Consider the following 17,677-nt stretch of genomic DNA (forward strand, 5'->3'; position numbering starts at 1 on the left):
CATTCCAGCCGTGGGTCGGTGCGTGGGTCGGTACGGACATCAGATCTCGGTCTCTGTTCCTTGGACGGTCAGTCGCATCACGAGCGCGTCCACGTTCCCGGGCTGGTAGTAGCCGCGCCGGAAACCGATGGGTTCGAAGCCGAAGCGCTCGTAGAGCTTCTGCGCCCGGGTGTTGTCCACCCGCACTTCGAGGAGGACCTCGTCGCACTCGAAGGCGGTGGCGTGGTGGAGCAGGTCGGTGAGGAGGCGGGCGCCGAGCCCGGTGCCCCACTGGTCGCGGGCGACGGCGATCGTCTGCACGTCGCCGAGGCCGCCGGCCGCGGCGAGTCCCGCGTATCCGACGAGCCGGCCGGCCGTGTCCTCCGCGACGATGTAGTGCCGGGTGGCACCGGGCCCGCGGGTGTGCGCGAGCTCGGACCAGAACATCCCCTCGGACCAGGCGTCCTCGGGGAACAGCTCCGCTTCCAGCGCGAGCACGGGCGCGATGTCCCACCAGCGCATCTCGCGCAGCACGGCGGTCACTGGGGGGTGACCACCTTGTAGTTCTTCGGTACCTGTGCGTCGGGGCGCCGCAGGTACAGGGGCAGCGGGTCGAGGAAGCCGTCCCCGCCGGAGGCGAGCCGCTCCGCCGCGAGCCCGGCGAGCGCGGCCGCCGACTGGTGCTCGGGGTCGCGGGCGTCGGGGAAGGCGTCGGGGTAGAGACGGGCGCCCGCGCCGACGACCGGGAGGCCGGCGAGCCGCTCGGCGATGTCGGCGGGCCGGTCGACGGCCGCGTCGGTCACGCGCGTGCGGGAGTTCTCGTACCGCGCCCAGTAGACCTCCTTGCGGCGCGCGTCCGTGGCGACGGCGAAGGGCCCGTCGATCCCGGAGGCGTACGCGAGGCCGTCGAGGGTGCACAGTCCGTGGACGGGCACGCCGAGCGCGGAGGAGAAGGCCGCGGCCGTGACGAGCCCGACGCGGAGTCCGGTGTAGGGGCCGGGGCCGACGCCGACGACGATCCCGGTGACCGCGTCGAGCTTGAGGCCGGCCTCCTTGAGGACCCGGTCGACGGCGGGCATCAGCAGTTCCCCGTGACGGCGGGCGTCGACCTGGCTCGACGAGGCGACGACGGCCTCGCCGTCGTGCAGGGCGACGGTGACGGCGGGGGTGGCGGTATCCATGGCGAGCAACAGCACGCGGACAGCCTACGGCTCCCGGACCGGGTGCCGCCCCGCGGTCGCGCCCGGCCGGGCGCCCCACGGGCACGGCGCCCCGAACCTCGGTCGCGCGGCTGCTACCGTCACCCTTCGATACGTTCGTACGAGAGGTGGGCACGGTGGCACGGAGCAGCTCGGGATTCGTGGCCGGGCTCACGGCGGCGGCGGTCGCCGCGGTCGCCTTCCTCGCCTACCAGGCCTCGGCGAACGCGCCCGCCGACCTGTCGGCGAAGCCCCTCACCCCCGGCACGTCCGTCCCCTCCGTCTCTCCGAGCGGCGGCACGAAGAAGCCGGCCGGCAACCCGCTGGCGGTGCCGGCGGCCTCGGGCACCGGTGAGCGGGTCGTGTACGCCCTTACCGACCGCCGGGTGTGGCTGGTCGACGGCAGGGGCAGGGCGACCCGTACGTTCTCGGTGATGCCGAGCACGGTCCACCCGCTGCCGGGGACGTACAAGGTGACCTCGCGGTCGGGTTCGGTCCGCGGTTCCGACGGCGTGCAGATCGAGCACGTGGTGCGGTTCGCCAGCAACCAGGACGTGGCGATCGGCTTCAGCGCGGCGGTGGACGGCACGACGCCGACGCCGGACCCGGCGAGGAAGACCGGCGGCATCCGCATGAAGCGGGCCGACGGCGACGTGCTGTGGACGTTCGCGGTGATCGGCGCGAAGGTCGTCGTCGTCCCCTGACGACACGCGTCCCGAGGACGGGTGCCCTGCGGACGTCCGCCCCGGAGGGCGGGGCGACGCCGGGTGCCCCACGGCGGGACGACGTCAGGCCGCCTCGTCCCGCACGGTGTCCTCTTCGGTCTGTTCGGGCGGCTGCGGCGGCGGGGTCGAGAGCGCGCGCGCGGCGGCGCAGGACGCGAGCAGCTCACTCATCGGGACGTGGTCCCGGCCGGGTTCCGCGCGCTCAGGCGTGGCCATGCATGCCTCCCGTAGGTTAGGTACACCTAACCAGTTCGTGCCTCCATGTGACCACGGCTCGTACGACCCACGCAACACCTTCCCGACACGTTGTCGGAACCTACGTACGAACGGCGGCACGCGACTCAGAGCGCGCCGAGGTCCTCGTCGGCCCAGCGCGCCCCGATCCCGCGCAGCACGACCGTGCGCCGGTCGTCGTCGGTGTCGCCGGTCACCCGGTGGATGAGCAGGTGAAGACGGTCGTCGGTCAGCTCCTCGACCTTGCCGTCGCCCCACTCGACGACCACCACCGACTCGGGCAGCGAGACGTCGAGATCGAGGTCCTCCATCTCGTCGAGCCCGCCGCCCAGGCGGTACGCGTCCACGTGGACCAGGGCCGGGCCGCCGACCAGCGACGGGTGGACCCGGGCGATGACGAACGTCGGGGACGTGACCGCGCCGCGCACCCCCAGTCCCTCGCCGAGGCCCCGGGTGAGCGTGGTCTTCCCGGCGCCGAGCTCGCCGGTGAGCATGACGAGGTCGCCGGGGCGGAGGATCTTCGCGAGCCGGCGGCCCAGCTCCTGCATCTGCTGGGGGGAGTCGACCGAGAGGGTGGCGCCGGAGACGGGCGGGTGCGCTGCTTCCATACCCGCCAACTTAGCTCTTGCGGGGGTCCGTCCTCGCCGCCGCCGTCGTCGCGGCCTCCGCGGTCCCCGTCTTCTCCGCCGTCGTCGCGGCCGCCGCCGTCCCCGCCGTCCCCGCCGTCCCCGGCGGCTCCGGCACGGCGCCGGCCCGTACGAGGAGGTCCGCCAGCCGGTCGGTGACCGCCTCGGGGTGCTCCAGCATCACCAGGTGGCCGGCGTCGGGGACGACGACCAGCTCGGCGTCCGGGAGGAGGTCGGCGATGGCCTCGGTGTGGGAGCCGGGGGTCACCAGGTCGTTGTCACCGGCCAGGGCCAGCGCCGGGAGGCCGCGGAAGGCGGTGAGGGCGGCGGTCTTGTCGTGCTCGGCGAAGGCCGGGTAGAAGGCGGCGACCACGTCGATCGGGGTCGCCTCGATCATCCGCTCGGCGAACCGGGCCACCGCGGGATCCACGTCCTTCGAGGAGAACGAGTACTTCTTGATCAGCCCGGCGAAGAGGTCGGCGGTCGCCCGCCGTCCGCGCTCCACCAGCTCCGCCTGCGACCCGAGCGCCCGCAGGACGCCCGGCAGCACCCGCCGCACGGCGTTGACGCCGGCGATCGGCAGCCCGTACGACACCTCGCCCAGCTTTCCGGCCGAGGTGCCGACGAAGGCGACGCCGACGACCCGGTCGCGGATCAGTTCGGGGTACCGCTCGGCGAGCGCCATCACCGTCATGCCGCCCATCGAGTGCCCGACCAGCACGAGCGGCCCCTCGGGCGCGGCCGCGTCGAGCACGGCCTTGAGGTCGCGGCCCAGCCGGTCGATGGAGACGGGCCCCGCGTCGGGACCTGCCTGGCCGACGGCCGGCCCGGACCGGCCGTGGCCGCGCTGGTCCCAGTGGACGCTGCGGACCAGACCGCGCAGCGCGGCCCGCTGGAAGTGCCAGGAGTCCTGGTTGAGGCAGTAGCCGTGGCTGAAGACGACGGTGACGGGGGCGGGTTCCTTCCGCCCGAAGAGGCGCCTGCGGCGACCGGCCGACGGGTCGGGCTCGACCTCGTCCACCTCGTAGTACAGGACGGTCCCGTCGTCGGCGGACGCCCGTCCCGGCGTGCCGCGCAGTCCGCCGTACGGGCCGGTGGCGTCCAGCGCGAGCCGCGCCTTCTGCCGTACCGAACGGCCCACGGTGAGCCGCTCGACGGCGACCCCGGCCGCCGCACCGGCGGCCAGGACGCCTATCGCGGCACCGGCGAACCCGGCGCGCCGCCAGCTCCCCGACTCGCCCACGCCGGCCCCCTCTATTCGCCCAGGTAGACGCGCGGGACGCGCGCGCCGATGCGGGTCACGATCTCGTACGCGATGGTGTCGGCGGCCACCGCCCAGTCCTCGGCGGTCGGCTCGCCCCGCTCCCCGGACCCGAAGAGCACCGCCTCGGCGCCCGGCTCGGGCGTGTCGCCGCCGAGGTCGACCACGAACTGGTCCATGGCGACCCGCCCCGCGACCGTACGCACCCGGTCCCCGACGAGGACCGGTCCGCGGCCCGACGCGTGCCGGGGCACCCCGTCCGCGTAGCCCAGCGGGACGAGGCCCAGGGTGGTCTCGCCCTCGGTGACGTAGTGGTGCCCGTAGCTCACGCCGTGCCCGGCGGGCACCCGCTTGACGAGCGCGACGCTCCCCTTCAGCGACATGACCGGCCGCAGCCCGAGCTCGGCGGAGGTGCCGAGCTCCGGGCTGGGCGAGACGCCGTACACCGCGATGCCCGGCCTGACCATGTCGAAGTGGGCCTCGGGAAGCGTCAGCGTGGCCGGCGAGTTGGCGATGTGCCGGACCTCGGGCTCCACGCCCGCCTTCTCGGCGTGGTCGAGCATCGAACGGAAGACGTCCAGCTGCGCCGCGATCGACGGGTGGTGCGGCTCGTCGGCGCACGCGAAGTGCGACCACAGACCGGTCACCTTCACGAGCCCCTGCGCCTCGGCCTTGAGCGCCTCGGTGACCAGCTCGGGCCAGTCGGCGGGCTGGCACCCGTTGCGCCCGAGCCCGGTGTCGGCCTTGAGCTGGATCCGCGCCCGCTTGCCGGTCGCCTCCGCGGCGGCGACGACCTCCCGCAGGGCCCACATCCCGCTCACCGACATGTCGAGGCCGGCCTCGATGCCCTGGTCCCACGGGTCGCCCGGCGTCCACAGCCAGCACATCACCGGAACGTCCGTGATCCCCGCGGCGCGCAGCGCGAGCGCCTCGTGCGGCGTGGCCGTCCCCAGCCACTCCGCACCCGCGTCCAGGGCAGCGCGGGCGCAGCGCAGCGCGCCGTGTCCGTACGCGTCGGCCTTGACCACGGCCATGATCCGGACGTGGGGGGCGACGCGGGCGCGCAGCGTGCGGACGTTCGCACGCAGCGCGGCGAGGTCGATCTCGGCGCGGGCTCTGCGGGGCGGCGGTGTCTCAGTCATCGCGCCCAGTCTCTCAGGTGTCAGCTCCCGGGCCGCTTTCCCCAGATGTAGACCCGGTCACCCTTGCGGAGGACGCCCCAGAGTTTCTCCGCGTTCCGGTAGCCGAGATTGACGCAGCCCCGGCTCCCGGTGGGCGTGGCGAGCTGCCCGTAGACGGCGTGGAACGCCTGTCCCCCGCTGAAGAACTGCGCGAACGGCATCGGGGTGTCGTAGATGGAGGACCAGTGGTCCTTGTGCCGCCAGTAGACGGTGTGCCAGCCCGTCCGGGTGGCGTACCCGACGCGCCCGCTGCGGATGTTGACCACGGAGTACGTCACCTTCCTCCCCTTCTGGACCCACATGAGCTGTCGGTCCAGGTCCACACACGCCACCGCGTACTTCTTCACCGGGCACCGCTTCCCCGGATCGAGCGACTTCCGCGCCGCCAGGAGCTCCGCCCGCGCCCATGTCACCGGCCCGGCGTACCCGTTCGCCGGCTTGATCTTCTCCTTCACCTGGAACGCCCTGATGGCCTTGCAGTCCGCCTCCGACTGCCGTCCGTCCGCCTTCAGCCCCAGCAGCCGTTCCACCTTCCGCTGATGGGTTCCCGTCTTCGCCGTGCACGCCGCCCCCACCGCGCTCCGCGGCAGGTACTCGACCAGCCCGTCGCCCTCCTCCTCGGGCACCGGAACCGGCACCGGCACCTCCCCCTCCGGCTGCAACGGCGGCAGCACCTGGTCCGGCGTGTCCATCGGGTACTCCGACCGCCCCCCGCCCACCACCCCGGGCACGAGCACGTCCCCGGCCCCACCCGGCCCCGGCCCGTCCGCCGCGGCCCCCGGCCCGAGCACGACCGAGGCCGCCAACACCAACACCGACGTCGCTGTACCGCTTCTCCACCTGATCACCCCACCCACCCAAGCCCCACCCCGCCCGCCCGGCGCGCCGGGACCCACACCTGGCCCAACGGGTTCCCCCGACCGGGGGGCCCGCCGGAAGGAGCGGGCGGGCGCGAGGCCTGGAAGGCAGGCCACCCCCTACGGCCTACGACGGCGCCGTCACGTCCAGCCAGGCGTCCCGCAGGGAGTTCGCGACGTCGGTGGCGGTGACGGGCGCGCCGCCGGCGGAGGCACGGCGGGCGGCGAGGCCGTGGAGGTAGGCCCCGCAGGAGCCGGCGTCGAGGGCGGGGAGGCCCGCCGCGAGGAGGGAACCGGCGAGACCGGAGAGCACGTCGCCGCTGCCGGCGGTGGCGAGCCAGGAGGTGCCGGTCGGGTTGACCCGTACGGGCCCGGCGCCGGGCCCGCACACCAGCGTCGTGGAGCCCTTCAGGAGGACCGTCGCCCCGAAGCGCGCCGCCAGCTCGCGCACGGCGGCGAGCCGCCCCGCCTCCACCTCCTCCCGCGCGACGCCCAGCAGCGCCGCCGCCTCGCCCGCGTGCGGGGTGAGCAGGGTGGGGGCGGTGCGGGCCCGTACGGCGGCGGGGTCGAGCCCGCGCAGCCCGTCGGCGTCGACGAGGACCGGCACGTCGGCGGCGAGGACCTCGGCGACGGGGCCGGGTCCGTCGCCGAGCCCGGGCCCCACGACCCAGGCCTGCACCCGCCCGGCCTTCGACGGCGGCCCCGCGTGGACCAGGGTCTCGGGGTGCGCGGCGATCACCGCGTCGCCCGCGGGTCCGACGTACCGCACGGCGCCCGCCCCGCCCCGCAGCGCCCCCGCCACGGCGAGGACCGCGGCGCCGGGGTAGCGGGCCGATCCGGCGACCACGCCGAGGACGCCGCGCCGGTACTTGTCGCTCTCGGCACCCGGTGCGGGAAGCAGCCAGGCCACGTCCCGGTGCTGGAGCGCCTCCAGGTCCGGCACTCCGGGGAGGGTCGCGTCGAGGCCGATGTCGACGAGCCGGAGGGCGCCCGCGTACTCCCGGGCGGGGTCGACGAGCAGCCCCGGCTTGTACGTGCCGAAGGTGATCGTCGCGTCGGCCCGCAGCGCCTCCCCCGCGACCTCCCCGGTGTCGGCGTCGACGCCGCTGGGGAGGTCGACGGCGACGACGACCGCGCCGGAGCCGCGCGCCGCGCGGGCCACGGGGACGGCGTCGGGCCGGAGCCCGCCGTGTCCGCCGATGCCGGTGATGCCGTCGAGGACGAGGTCGGCGACGGCGAGCGCCTCGAAGGGGTCCTCGGCGATCCGGCCGCCGGCCGCCCGGAGGGCCGCGAGCCCGCCCGGATGGGTGCGCGTCCCGAGCGGTACGGCCGTGACCCCGGCTCCCCGGCGGGCGAGCCGGGCGCCGGCGTACAGCGCGTCACCGCCGTTGTCGCCGCTGCCGACGAGCAGGACGACCCGTGCTCCGTACACCCGGCCCTTTCCGAGCAGGGAGCAGCAGGCGGCGGCGAGCCCGGCGGCGGCCCGCTGCATGAGTGTGCCCTCGGGCAGGCGGGCCATGAGGGCGGCCTCCGCGGCCCGTACGGTCTCGACGCGGTGAGCGGTTCGCATGTCCGCAGTCTGCCCCAGTCCCCAAGCCCCCGCGCGGACACCCGCGTTGACCACGCCGCTCACCCCACACCCCCGGGCACGCGCGCGCCCGCCACGGCACACCCCGCCCCACCATCCCGCCCGACCACGCCGGCGCCCAGCCCGGCACACCCCGCCCACCGCCGCCCGACCACGCCTGCGCCCGCCACGGCACACCCCGCCCACCGCCGGGCGGCCGGGCCCCGGGCACGCCGAAGGGCCCGGCCGTCGGGTGACGGCCGGGCCCCGGTGGCTGTCAGGCCTCGGCGATCACCACCGCCGAGGCGACCCCCGCGTCGTGGCTCAGCGAGACGTGCCAGTGCTTCACGCCGAGCTCCGCCGCCCGTGCCGCCACGGTTCCCTTGACCCGCAGGCGCGGCTGCCCGGTCCCCTCGACGTACACCTCGGCGTCCGTCCAGAGCAGCCCGCCCGGCGCGCCGAGCGCCTTCGCCAGTGCCTCCTTCGCGGCGAACCGCACCGCGAGCGAGGCCGGCCCGCGCCGTTCGCCGCTCGGGAGGAGCAGTTCGCGCTCGACGAAGAGGCGCTGGAGCAGCCCCGGCGTGCGCTCGATCGACACGGCGAAGCGGTCGATCTCCGCCACGTCGATCCCCACCCCGATGATCATTTGTTACCTCACTCCACGGTCACGGATTTGGCCAGGTTGCGCGGCTGGTCCACCTCGTTGCCCCGCGCGGTGGCGAGCTCGCAGGCGAAGACCTGGAGCGGCACCGTGGAGACCAGCGGTTGGAGCAGCGTAGGCGTGGCCGGGATCCGGACGAGGTGGTCGGCGTAGGGGACGACGGTCTCGTCGCCCTCTTCCGCGATCACGATGGTGCGGGCACCGCGGGCCCGGATCTCCTGGATGTTGGAGACGATCTTGTCGTGGAGGACGGAGCGGCCCTTGGGCGAGGGGACGACCACGACGACCGGGAGGTCCTCCTCGATGAGGGCGATCGGGCCGTGCTTGAGCTCTCCCGCGGCGAAGCCCTCGGCGTGCATGTACGCGAGTTCCTTGAGCTTCAGGGCGCCTTCCAGGGCCACCGGGTACCCGACGTGGCGGCCGAGGAAGAGGACGGTGTCTTTGTGGGCGAGGGAGCGGGCGAGGGCCCGGACGGGCTCCATCGTCTCCAGGACCCGCTCGACCTCGTCGCCGATCCGGGCGAGCTCGCGGACGACGGCGTGGATCTCGTCGCCCCACTTGGTGCCCCGTACCTGCCCGAGGTAGAGCGCGAGCAGGTAGCAGGCGACGAGCTGGGTGAGGAAGGCCTTCGTCGACGCGACGGCGACCTCGGGTCCGGCGTGCGTGTAGAGCACGGCGTCCGACTCCCGGGGGATGGTCGAGCCGTTGGTGTTGCAGACGGCGAGCACCTTGGCGCCCTGCTCGCGGGCGTGCCGGAGCGCCATCAGGGTGTCCATGGTCTCGCCGGACTGGGAGATCGCGATGACCAGGGTGCGCTGGCCGAGGATGGGGTCGCGGTAGCGGAACTCGCTGGCGAGCTCGACCTCGCAGGGGATCCGGGTCCAGTGCTCGATGGCGTACTTGGCGATCATCCCGGCGTGGAAGGCGGTGCCGCACGCGATGATGACGATCTTGTCGGCCTCGCGGAGCACGGCGTCCGGGATGCGCACCTCGTCGAGGGTGAGCCGGCCGGCGGCGTCGATCCGCCCGAGGAGGGTGTCGGCGACGGCCTTGGGCTGCTCGGCGATCTCCTTGAGCATGAAGTAGTCGTAGCCGCCCTTCTCGGCGGCGGAGGCGTCCCAGTCCACGTGGTAGGCCCGTACGTCGGCGGGCGAGCCGTCGAAGTCGGTGACGGTGACGCCGTCCCGGGTGAGTTCGACGACCTGGTCCTGGCCTAGTTCGATCGCCGAGCGGGTGTGGGCGATGAACGCGGACACGTCGGAGGCGAGGAAGTTCTCGCCCTCGCCGACGCCGACGACGAGGGGCGAGTTCCGGCGGGCGCCGACGACCACGTCGGGCTGGTCGGCGTGCACGGCGACCAGGGTGAAGGCCCCGTCGAGCCGGCGGCAGACGAGCCGCATGGCCTCGGCCAGGTCACCGGCGGAGGAGAACTCCTCCGCGAGGAGGTGGGCGACGACCTCGGTGTCCGTCTCGGACAGCAGGTCGTGGCCGCGCTCGGCGAGCTCCTGCCGCAGGGCGGCGAAGTTCTCGATGATGCCGTTGTGGACGACGGCGACGCGCCCGGCGTTGTCCAGGTGCGGGTGCGCGTTGGCGTCGGTCGGCCCGCCGTGGGTGGCCCAGCGGGTGTGTCCGATGCCGACGGAGCCGCCGGCCAGCGGCCGGTCCACGAGCTCCTTCTCCAGGTTGACGAGCTTGCCCGCCTTCTTGGCCGCGGCGAGCCCCCCGTCGGAGAGCACCGCGACACCGGCCGAGTCGTAGCCCCGGTATTCGAGCCTCTTGAGGCCCGCGATCACCACATCAAGTGCCGACTGCCCGCCGGCATATCCCACGATTCCGCACATGGCGGCAGCCTATGGCGGAACCCGCCCCACCGACCGGAGTCGGGCGGCACGGGTCCTCGACCGTGTCGCGCCGCTCTCCGGTCCGGCCGGGGGGCCGGGGGGCGAGGGGGCGGGGGTCAGCCGAGCTTGGCGACCTGCGCGTCGATCAGGGCCTTCGGCAGCGTCTTGACCGTGCCGCCGAAGCTGAGGGTGGAGAAGGAGGCCAGCGTGTTGCCGGTGCGGAAGACGACCAGCTTGGTGACGAAGGGCTCGCCGTCCATGTCGGTGGTGATCGTCCAGGCCAGCGCCTCGTCGCCGGCGGCGAGCGTCTCCGGCGCCACCTTGGTGATCTTCGTCTTCTCGCCGCCGCCGATGAGGGTGAAGCCTCCGGCGCAGTCGGTGCCGGCGGTCTTGAGGGAGGCGAAGGCCTCCTGGGCGCCCTGCCCCTCGTACGAGCCGAGCGTCACGCTCGTCACGGGCGCGGCGAGCGCGCCGAGGGCCTCCTCGGGCGAGGCCGTGGCGCCGCCGGTCTTCGGCACCTCGATGGCCTTGCGGTGCGCGGACGCGGCGGGCGCCCCGGCGGAGAGGAAAGACATCCCGTCGGCGATCGGCTTGCAGGAGGGCTTGTCGGTGGAGACGGCGTCGGACGTCACGAGGTCCGCGGGCTTGGCCTTCTGCACCTGGTAGCCCGGCAGGTCGGCCTGCTCGACGACGAGCTTGTCGAGCTCGACGGCCGAGAGCGCCTTCGCCGGGGGCGCGCCGGCGGTGGAGGCGGAGGCGGTGGCGCTGGGCGCGGCGGTCCTGCCCGCGTCCTTGGCGTCGTCCTTCTCCCCGCCGCCGCAGGCGGTGACGAGCAGGGCGAGGGACACGGCGGTGGCGGTGACGGCGGCGCTTCGGATGGACGTACGCATCTGTGGTGGCTCTCTGCTTCTCTTCGTGGTGGCTTCGTGCCGCCCCGGGGCGGCTCCCCCCGCGTGAAGTACGGGAGCCCACGCGGCACCAGCATGATCGCTCCCGCGCCGGGTCCGGACAACGGCTTTTGCGGCGTGACCGACCCCACGACCCACGGACGCCCGCGACCCCCGACAATGGCGGGGTGATCACTTCGCCGCCACGAAGCTCCAACGACGACGGGCGCCGCCACGGCACCGGAAACGGCGCCGGCCCCCGCCGGCCGTCCGAGGCGACCCCGTACGTCGACTTCACCCGGGCCGAGTGGAGCGACCTCCGCGACAAGACGCCCCTGCCGCTCACCGCCGACGAGGTCGAGCGGCTGCGCGGCCTGGGCGACGTCATCGACCTCGACGAGGTCCGGGACGTCTACCTGCCGCTGTCCCGGCTGCTCAACCTGTACGTGCAGGCCACCAGCGGCCTGCGCGGCGCCCTGAACACCTTCCTCGGCGAGAGCGCCGAGCAGCGCGGCACGCCGTTCGTCATAGGGGTCGCCGGTTCGGTGGCGGTCGGCAAGTCCACCGTCTCCCGCCTCCTCCAGGCGCTGCTCGCCCGCTGGCCCGAGCACCCGCGGGTGGAGCTGGTGACCACGGACGCCTTCCTCTACCCGATGGAGGAGCTGAAGGCGCGCGGCCTGATGTCCCGGAAGGGGTTCCCCGAGTCGTACGACCGCCGGGCGCTGACCCGGTTCGTCGCGGACATCAAGGCGGGCAAGGACGAGGTCACGGCCCCGGTCTACTCGCACCTCATCTACGACCGGGTGCCCGGCGAGCGGCTCGTCGTGCGCCGCCCCGACATCCTCGTCGTGGAGGGGCTGAACGTCCTCCAGCCGGCCCTGCCCGGCAAGGACGGCCGCACCCGCGTGGGTCTCGCCGACTACTTCGACTTCTCGGTGTACGTGGACGCGCGGCCGGAGGACATCGAGCGCTGGTACCTCAACCGCTTCCGCAAGCTGCGCGACACCGCGTTCCAGAACCCGTCCTCGTACTTCCAGCGCTACACGCAGGTCTCCGAGGAGGAGGCCCTCGACTACGCCCGCACCATGTGGCGGACCATCAACAAGGTGAACCTGCTGGAGAACGTGGCCCCGACCCGCGGCCGCGCGACGCTCGTGGTCCGCAAGGGCCCGGACCACAAGGTCCAGAGGCTGAGTCTCCGCAAGCTCTGATGCCCGTCGGTCCGAATGTCCGTAGGCTCTGGGCATGTTGCATGTGCGGATGATCGTCCCGCCGGACCGCACCGCGGCCGCGGTCGAGCTGATCGAGTCGACGGTCGGCGCCACGCACCTCGTGGTGCTGCCGGGCGTGGCCAGGGACCCCGTCGGCGACCTGGTCATGTGCGACACGGCCCGCGAGGCGGCCGACGAACTGCTGCACGGGCTGCGGGGCATGGGGGTCGATCAGGACGGGTCGATCGCGGTGGAGGACATCGACCTGTCGATGTCCGCACGGGCGGACACGGCCGAGGAGGAGGCGCCGGGCGAGGGCGCGGACGCCGTGATCTGGGAGCAGCTGGCGGAGGCGACGCACGAGGAGTCGACGCTCTCCTTCACCTATCTCTCCTTCATGGGGCTCGCGACGATGATCGCGGCCTGCGGTGTCGTCCTGGACAACGCGATCCTGATCGTGGGCGCCATGGCGGTCGGCCCGGAGTTCGGCCCGCTCGCCGGGGTGTGCACGGCGATCGTGCAGCGCGCGCCGAAGCTGGCGGCCCGTTCCCTGACGGCGCTGCTCATCGGCTTCCTGTCGGCGATCCTGGCGACGACCCTGTTCAGCCTGTTCATGGACTGGCTGGACCTGTTCAGCGACGCCATGCTGGACGCCGAACGCCCCCAGACCGGCTTCATCTGGCAGCCGGACCCGTTCTCGTTCGTGGTGGCGCTGCTGGCGGGCGCGGCCGGCACCCTCTCCCTGACGTCGTCGAAGTCGGGCGCCCTGGTGGGGGTGGCGATCTCGGTGACCACGGTCCCGGCGGCGGCGAACGCGGCGGTGGCCCTGAGCTACGGCGAGCTCGCCCAGATGTGGGGGTCGAGCGGGCAGCTGCTGCTCAACCTGCTCGGCATCATCCTCGCGGGTACGGCGACCCTGGCCCTGCAGAAGCGGCTGTGGCGCACCCAGCGCGGGCGTCTCAAGCAGCGGCTGCGAAGGGGCTGACCCCGCCTCGCGCACGAGGGCCCGTCACACCGGAGTCCGGTGCGACGGGCCCTCACGCGTACGCATGACGGTGCCTCAGAAAGGCTAGCCCAGCGCGGACTTCACGACGTCCGCGAGGCGCTGCGCGACCGCGCGGGCCTGCTCGATGTCGGCGGCCTCGACCATGACGCGGACCAGCGGCTCGGTGCCGGAGGAGCGCAGCAGGACGCGGCCGGTGGAACCCAGCTCGCGCTCGGCCTCGGTGACGGCCGCGGCGAGCTCGCCGGAGGTGTTCACCCGCGACTTGTCGACGTCCTTGACGTTGATGAGGATCTGCGGGAGCCGCTCCATCACGCCGGCGAGGTCCGCGAGGGACTTGCCGGTGGCCGCGACGCGGGCGGCCAGCATCAGACCGGTGAGGGTGCCGTCGCCGGTGGTGGCGTGGTCGAGCACGATGACGTGCCCGGACTGCTCGCCGCCGAGCGCGTAGCCGTTCTCCTTCATGGACTCCAGGACGTAGCGGTCGCCGACCGCGGTCTGGACGAGGTTGAGTCCCTCGCGCTCCATGGCGAGCTTGAAGCCCAGGTTCGACATGACGGTCGCGACGACGGTGTCGCCGCGCAGCGTGCCCGCCTCGCGCATGGCGAGGGCCAGGACGGCGAGGATCTGGTCGCCGTCGACCTCGTCGCCGGCGGCGTCCACGGCGAGGCAGCGGTCGGCGTCGCCGTCGTGGGCGATGCCCAGGTCGGCGCCGTGCTCGACGACGGCGGCGCGGAGCAGCCCGAGGTGGGTGGAGCCGCAGCCGTCGTTGATGTTGAGGCCGTCCGGCTCGGCGCCGATGGTGACGACCTGGGCGCCGGCCCGGGTGAAGGCCTCGGGCGAGACGCGGGCGGCGGCGCCGTGCGCCTCGTCGAGGACGATCTTGAGGCCGTCGAGCCGGTTGGGGAGGACGGAGATCAGGTGGGAGACGTACGTCTCGAAGCCCTCGTCGTAGTCGCGGACGCGGCCGACGCCGGCACCGGTCGGGCGCTCCCAGGGGGCGCCGGTGCGGTGCTCCTCGTACACGGCCTCGATCTTGTCCTCGAGGTCGTCGGCGAGCTTGTGGCCGCCGCGCGCGAAGAACTTGATGCCGTTGTCGGGCATGGCGTTGTGGCTGGCGGAGAGCATCACGCCGAGGTCGGCGCCGAGGACGCCGGTGAGGTGGGCCACGGCCGGGGTGGGCAGCACGCCGACGCGCAGCACGTCGACTCCGGCGCTGGCGAGGCCGGCCACGACGGCGGCCTCCAGGAACTCTCCGGAGGCGCGGGGGTCACGCCCGACGACGGCGGTCGGCCGGTGCCCCTCGAAGGTGCCCGCCTCCGCCAGCACGTGCGCCGCCGCGACCGACAGACCGAGCGCGAGCTCCGCCGTCAGGTCCGCGTTGGCGACACCGCGTACGCCGTCCGTGCCGAAGAGTCGTCCCACAGCTGTCCTCCGAGGAATACGTGCCCAAGCTGATGAAAGAGGTTATGAAAAAACGTACGCCCCGACGGCACGGGCAGTGCCGCCGGGGCGTACGAGAACAGTCCGAGCAGGCGTGATTAACGCTTGCTGTACTGCGGGGCCTTACGGGCCTTCTTGAGACCGGCCTTCTTGCGCTCGACCGCACGGTCGTCGCGGGAGAGGAAGCCGGCCTTCTTCAGCGCCGGGCGGTTGTTCTCGACGTCCGCCTCGTTCAGCGCACGGGCCACACCGAGGCGCAGGGCGCCGGCCTGGCCGGAGACACCGCCACCCGCGATGCGGGCGATGACGTCGTAGCGGTTGTCGAGCTCGAGCACCTTGAAGGGCTCGTTGACTTCCTGCTGGTGCACCTTGTTGGGGAAGTAGTCCTCAAGGGTGCGACCGTTGATCTTCCACTTGCCGGTGCCCGGAACGATCCGGACGCGGGCGATGGCGTTCTTGCGACGGCCCAGGCCGGCGGCCGGCTGCGGGTCGCCGAAGCGGGACGCGAGCGACTCGGAGGTGTACTCACCCTCGACGAGCTCGGTCTCGGTGGTGTACTCCTCAACGCCCTCGAACTCGTCGACGGGGGTCTCGGGGGTGGTCTCGGCCACGATTCTCCTCAGATTTCTTTCGTTCTTAGGGGGTGTGGCCGGAACTACTGCGCGACCTGGGTGATCTCGAACGGAACCGGCTGCTGCGCAGCGTGCGGGTGGTTCTCGCCCGCGTAGACCTTCAGCTTCGAGATCATCTGACGGCCCAGGGAGTTCTTGGGGATCATGCCCTTGATGGCCTTCTCGACGGCCTTCTCGGGGTTCTTGGCCAGCAGCTCGTCGTAACGGACGGAGCGCAGACCGCCCGGGAAGCCGGAGTGGCGGTACGCCAGCTTCTGGGTCTTCTTGTTGCCGGACAGGTGCACCTTGTCAGCGTTGATGATGATGACAAAGTCGCCCATGTCCATGTGGGGCGCGTAAACCGGCTTGTGCTTGCCTCGCAGGAGGTTCGCAGCCGTGGTCGCCAGACGGCCCAGGACAACGTCCTGCGCGTCGATGATGTGCCACTGGCGAGTGACATCGCCGGGCTTGGGGCTGTACGTACGCACTTCGTAGCCTTCGCTTCTTCAGTGGATGGAGTCCAGACACACCTGAAGCGATCATGCAGCTGGGGCCTGCACTGCCGGGAACACCGCCCGTATGCGAGCCACTGGTAACTGCTCCAGGGAACCTGCGTAAGGGCCCTTCGCGTGAGAACGACGAAGCCACTACGCATAACAAACCGCAACAGTACCCGCGCCACCCCCGAAGGGTCAAAACGCCGCGGGCCACCAGGTCAGCGCGCCCGCGCGACCCGCCGCCCGCCCGAGGTCAGCGCGCCCGCTCGACCCGCCGCTCGTCCCACACCGGCTCGGACGTCTCCCGTACGACACCGTCCGACCCGAACACCAGGAACCGGTCGAAGCTCTTCGCGAACCAGCGGTCGTGCGTGACGGCCATCACGGTCCCGTCGTACGACTCCAGCCCGTCCTGCAGGGCCTCCGCCGACTCCAGGTCCAGGTTGTCCGTCGGCTCGTCGAGGAGCAGCGCCGTCGTCCCCGCCAGCTCCAGGAGCAGGATCTGGAACCGCGCCTGCTGCCCGCCCGACAGCTTGTCGAACGGCTGGTCGCCCTGCCGCTCCAGCTCGTAGCGCCGCAGCACCGACATCGCGCCGCCCCGGTCCTTGGCGTGCTCCGTCCACAGGATGTCGACGAGCGGCCGGCCGGCCAGTTCGGGATGGGCGTGGGTCTGCGCGAAGTGCCCCGGCACGACCCGCGCGCCGAGCTTCCACGTCCCCGTGTGGGCGACCGACGGGTCCCCCGCGAGCAGCCGCAGGAAGTGCGACTTGCCGGAGCCGTTCGAGCCGAGGACGGCGACCCGCTCCCCGTAGAAGATCTCCAGCGAGAACGGCTTCATCAGACCGGTCAGCTCAAGGTTCTCGCAGGTCACGGCCCGCACGCCGGTCCGTCCGCCGCGCAGCCGCATCCGGATGTCCTGCTCGCGCGGCGGCTCCGGCGGCGGACCCGCCTCCTCGAACTTCCGCAGCCGGGTCTGCGCCGCCGCGTACCGGGAGGCCATGTCGTGGCTGACCGCCGCCGCCTGCCGCAGGTTGAGGACCAGTTTCTTCAGCTGGGCGTGCTTCTCCTCCCAGCGCCGCTTCAGCTCCTCGAAGCGGGCGAACCGCTCCCGTCGCGCCTCGTGGAAGGTGTCGAAGCCGCCACCGTGCACCCACACGTCCGAACCGGCCGGGCCGGGCTCGACCGCGACGATCTTCTGCGCGCCCCGGGAGAGCAGCTCCCGGTCGTGGGAGATGAAGAGCACGGTCTTGCGGGTCTCCCGCAGCCGCTCCTCCAGCCACCGCTTGCCGGGCACGTCGAGGTAGTTGTCCGGCTCGTCGAGGAGCAGCACCTCGTCCGGGCCGCGCAGCAGCGACTCCAGGACGAGCCGCTTCTGCTCGCCGCCGGAGAGCGTCCGCACCTGCCGGAACTGGGCCTTCTCGTACGGCATCCCGAGCGCGGCCGTCGTGCAGATGTCCCAGACGGTCTCCGCCTCGTAGCCCTGCACCTCGGCCCAGTCGCTGAGGGCCTGCGCGTACTTCATCTGCGCGGCCTCGTCGTCGACGGTCATGATCAGGTGCTCGGCCTCGTCGACCGCCTTCGCCGCGTCCCGGATACGGGGCTGGGCGACCGACACCAGCAGGTCGCGGACGGTGGACTCGTCCCGCACGGAGCCGACGAACTGCGGCATCACGCCGAGTCCACCGCTGACGGTGACGGTGCCGCCGTGCGGCTGGAGCTCTCCCGCGATCAGCCGGAGGAGGGTCGTCTTGCCGGCGCCGTTGGCCCCGACGAGGGCGACGACGGCCCCCTCCCCGACCCGGAAGGAGGCGTCCCCGAGCAGGACCCGCCCGTCGGGAAGGTAGTACTCCAGATGCGCGGCCTCGACATGTCCCATGGGTGCATTGTCACCGCC

General features: G+C 73.0%; 18 protein-coding genes. 3 read left to right on the plus strand and 15 right to left on the minus strand.

What is annotated here, in order from left to right; genetic code table 11:
- Positions 1-39: 39 nt before the first annotated feature.
- Both rimI and tsaB read right to left on the minus strand, forming a co-directional pair.
- Positions 40-501 (minus strand): ribosomal protein S18-alanine N-acetyltransferase, encoded by a 462-nt coding sequence (gene rimI / locus AC067A_RS05825; RefSeq protein ID WP_478615643.1) that lies wholly within the window; start codon positions 499-501, stop codon positions 40-42.
- 17 nt (positions 502-518) lie between these two features.
- A complete protein-coding gene (tsaB, locus tag AC067A_RS05830) occupies positions 519-1,175 on the minus strand; it encodes a tRNA (adenosine(37)-N6)-threonylcarbamoyltransferase complex dimerization subunit type 1 TsaB (protein WP_478615067.1) in 657 nt (218 codons plus the stop codon).
- Positions 1,176-1,315: 140 nt separating this feature from the next.
- Between tsaB and AC067A_RS05835 the strand changes: the two genes are divergently transcribed.
- Entirely contained in the window at positions 1,316-1,882 is a 567-nt protein-coding gene (locus AC067A_RS05835) for a hypothetical protein (protein WP_478615069.1), read from the plus strand.
- A gap of 84 nt (positions 1,883-1,966) precedes the next feature.
- On the opposite strand, the gene AC067A_RS05840 is transcribed toward AC067A_RS05835, so the two are convergent.
- The 9 genes from AC067A_RS05840 to AC067A_RS05880 form a co-directional block, all read right to left on the minus strand.
- Positions 1,967-2,119 carry a hypothetical protein gene (locus AC067A_RS05840; RefSeq protein ID WP_478615071.1) on the minus strand — a complete coding sequence of 51 codons (153 nt, stop codon included), beginning with the start codon at positions 2,117-2,119 and terminating at the stop codon, positions 1,967-1,969.
- A 125-nt stretch (positions 2,120-2,244) separates the two neighbouring features.
- Entirely contained in the window at positions 2,245-2,745 is a 501-nt protein-coding gene (tsaE, locus tag AC067A_RS05845; RefSeq protein ID WP_478615074.1) for a tRNA (adenosine(37)-N6)-threonylcarbamoyltransferase complex ATPase subunit type 1 TsaE, read from the minus strand.
- Positions 2,746-2,755: 10 nt separating this feature from the next.
- The gene (locus AC067A_RS05850) at positions 2,756-4,006 is read right to left on the minus strand and encodes an alpha/beta fold hydrolase (RefSeq protein WP_478615077.1); all 1,251 of its coding nucleotides are present in this window, start codon (positions 4,004-4,006) and stop codon (positions 2,756-2,758) included.
- Positions 4,007-4,017: 11 nt separating this feature from the next.
- Positions 4,018-5,166, minus strand: coding sequence for an alanine racemase (gene alr, locus AC067A_RS05855; protein ID WP_478615079.1), 1,149 nt, complete (start codon positions 5,164-5,166; stop codon positions 4,018-4,020).
- 20 nt (positions 5,167-5,186) lie between these two features.
- The gene (locus tag AC067A_RS05860) at positions 5,187-5,897 is read right to left on the minus strand and encodes a L,D-transpeptidase (RefSeq protein ID WP_478615081.1); all 711 of its coding nucleotides are present in this window, start codon (positions 5,895-5,897) and stop codon (positions 5,187-5,189) included.
- Between the two features lie 292 nt (positions 5,898-6,189).
- Positions 6,190-7,632: an NAD(P)H-hydrate dehydratase gene (locus AC067A_RS05865; protein WP_478615084.1), complete on the minus strand. Its 1,443-nt coding sequence runs from the start codon at positions 7,630-7,632 to the stop codon at positions 6,190-6,192.
- 274 nt (positions 7,633-7,906) lie between these two features.
- On the minus strand, positions 7,907-8,275 hold the full coding sequence (locus tag AC067A_RS05870) for a holo-ACP synthase (protein WP_362564189.1): 369 nt from the start codon (positions 8,273-8,275) through the stop codon (positions 7,907-7,909).
- 8 nt (positions 8,276-8,283) lie between these two features.
- On the minus strand, positions 8,284-10,131 hold the full coding sequence (gene glmS / locus AC067A_RS05875) for a glutamine--fructose-6-phosphate transaminase (isomerizing) (protein WP_478615087.1): 1,848 nt from the start codon (positions 10,129-10,131) through the stop codon (positions 8,284-8,286).
- A gap of 116 nt (positions 10,132-10,247) precedes the next feature.
- Complete coding sequence (locus AC067A_RS05880) at positions 10,248-11,021, minus strand: hypothetical protein (protein WP_478615090.1); 774 nt, start codon at positions 11,019-11,021, stop codon at positions 10,248-10,250.
- A gap of 185 nt (positions 11,022-11,206) precedes the next feature.
- On the opposite strand from AC067A_RS05880, the gene coaA reads away from it, so the two are divergent.
- Both coaA and AC067A_RS05890 read left to right on the plus strand, forming a co-directional pair.
- Positions 11,207-12,229, plus strand: coding sequence for a type I pantothenate kinase (gene coaA / locus AC067A_RS05885; RefSeq protein ID WP_478615093.1), 1,023 nt, complete (start codon positions 11,207-11,209; stop codon positions 12,227-12,229).
- A gap of 34 nt (positions 12,230-12,263) precedes the next feature.
- Positions 12,264-13,214 carry a DUF389 domain-containing protein gene (locus tag AC067A_RS05890; protein ID WP_478615095.1) on the plus strand — a complete coding sequence of 317 codons (951 nt, stop codon included), beginning with the start codon at positions 12,264-12,266 and terminating at the stop codon, positions 13,212-13,214.
- Positions 13,215-13,298: 84 nt separating this feature from the next.
- Here the strand turns inward: AC067A_RS05890 and glmM are convergent, their stop codons facing one another.
- From glmM to AC067A_RS05910, 4 genes are all read right to left on the minus strand, one after another.
- Complete coding sequence (gene glmM, locus AC067A_RS05895) at positions 13,299-14,657, minus strand: phosphoglucosamine mutase (RefSeq protein WP_478615098.1); 1,359 nt, start codon at positions 14,655-14,657, stop codon at positions 13,299-13,301.
- 116 nt (positions 14,658-14,773) lie between these two features.
- The gene (gene rpsI / locus AC067A_RS05900) at positions 14,774-15,286 is read right to left on the minus strand and encodes a 30S ribosomal protein S9 (RefSeq protein ID WP_015035601.1); all 513 of its coding nucleotides are present in this window, start codon (positions 15,284-15,286) and stop codon (positions 14,774-14,776) included.
- Between the two features lie 44 nt (positions 15,287-15,330).
- Positions 15,331-15,774: a 50S ribosomal protein L13 gene (rplM, locus tag AC067A_RS05905; RefSeq protein ID WP_384108040.1), complete on the minus strand. Its 444-nt coding sequence runs from the start codon at positions 15,772-15,774 to the stop codon at positions 15,331-15,333.
- Between the two features lie 262 nt (positions 15,775-16,036).
- Positions 16,037-17,659: an ABC-F family ATP-binding cassette domain-containing protein gene (locus tag AC067A_RS05910; RefSeq protein WP_478615102.1), complete on the minus strand. Its 1,623-nt coding sequence runs from the start codon at positions 17,657-17,659 to the stop codon at positions 16,037-16,039.
- Positions 17,660-17,677 lie beyond the last annotated feature (18 nt).

This window comes from Streptomyces sp. NPDC043176 (assembly GCF_056436715.1).

Coding starts and splice junctions, on each gene's coding strand:
- rimI (WP_478615643.1), bottom strand. CDS start 501: ATGCGCTGGTGGGACATCGCGCCCGTGCTCGCGCTGGAAGCGGAGCTG.
- AC067A_RS05840 (WP_478615071.1), bottom strand. CDS start 2,119: ATGGCCACGCCTGAGCGCGCGGAACCCGGCCGGGACCACGTCCCGATG.
- tsaE (WP_478615074.1), bottom strand. CDS start 2,745: ATGGAAGCAGCGCACCCGCCCGTCTCCGGCGCCACCCTCTCGGTCGAC.
- alr (WP_478615079.1), bottom strand. CDS start 5,166: ATGACTGAGACACCGCCGCCCCGCAGAGCCCGCGCCGAGATCGACCTC.
- AC067A_RS05860 (WP_478615081.1), bottom strand. CDS start 5,897: ATGGACACGCCGGACCAGGTGCTGCCGCCGTTGCAGCCGGAGGGGGAG.
- AC067A_RS05865 (WP_478615084.1), bottom strand. CDS start 7,632: ATGCGAACCGCTCACCGCGTCGAGACCGTACGGGCCGCGGAGGCCGCC.
- AC067A_RS05870 (WP_362564189.1), bottom strand. CDS start 8,275: ATGATCATCGGGGTGGGGATCGACGTGGCGGAGATCGACCGCTTCGCC.
- glmS (WP_478615087.1), bottom strand. CDS start 10,131: ATGTGCGGAATCGTGGGATATGCCGGCGGGCAGTCGGCACTTGATGTG.
- AC067A_RS05880 (WP_478615090.1), bottom strand. CDS start 11,021: ATGCGTACGTCCATCCGAAGCGCCGCCGTCACCGCCACCGCCGTGTCC.
- AC067A_RS05890 (WP_478615095.1), top strand. CDS start 12,264: ATGTTGCATGTGCGGATGATCGTCCCGCCGGACCGCACCGCGGCCGCG.
- AC067A_RS05910 (WP_478615102.1), bottom strand. CDS start 17,659: ATGGGACATGTCGAGGCCGCGCATCTGGAGTACTACCTTCCCGACGGG.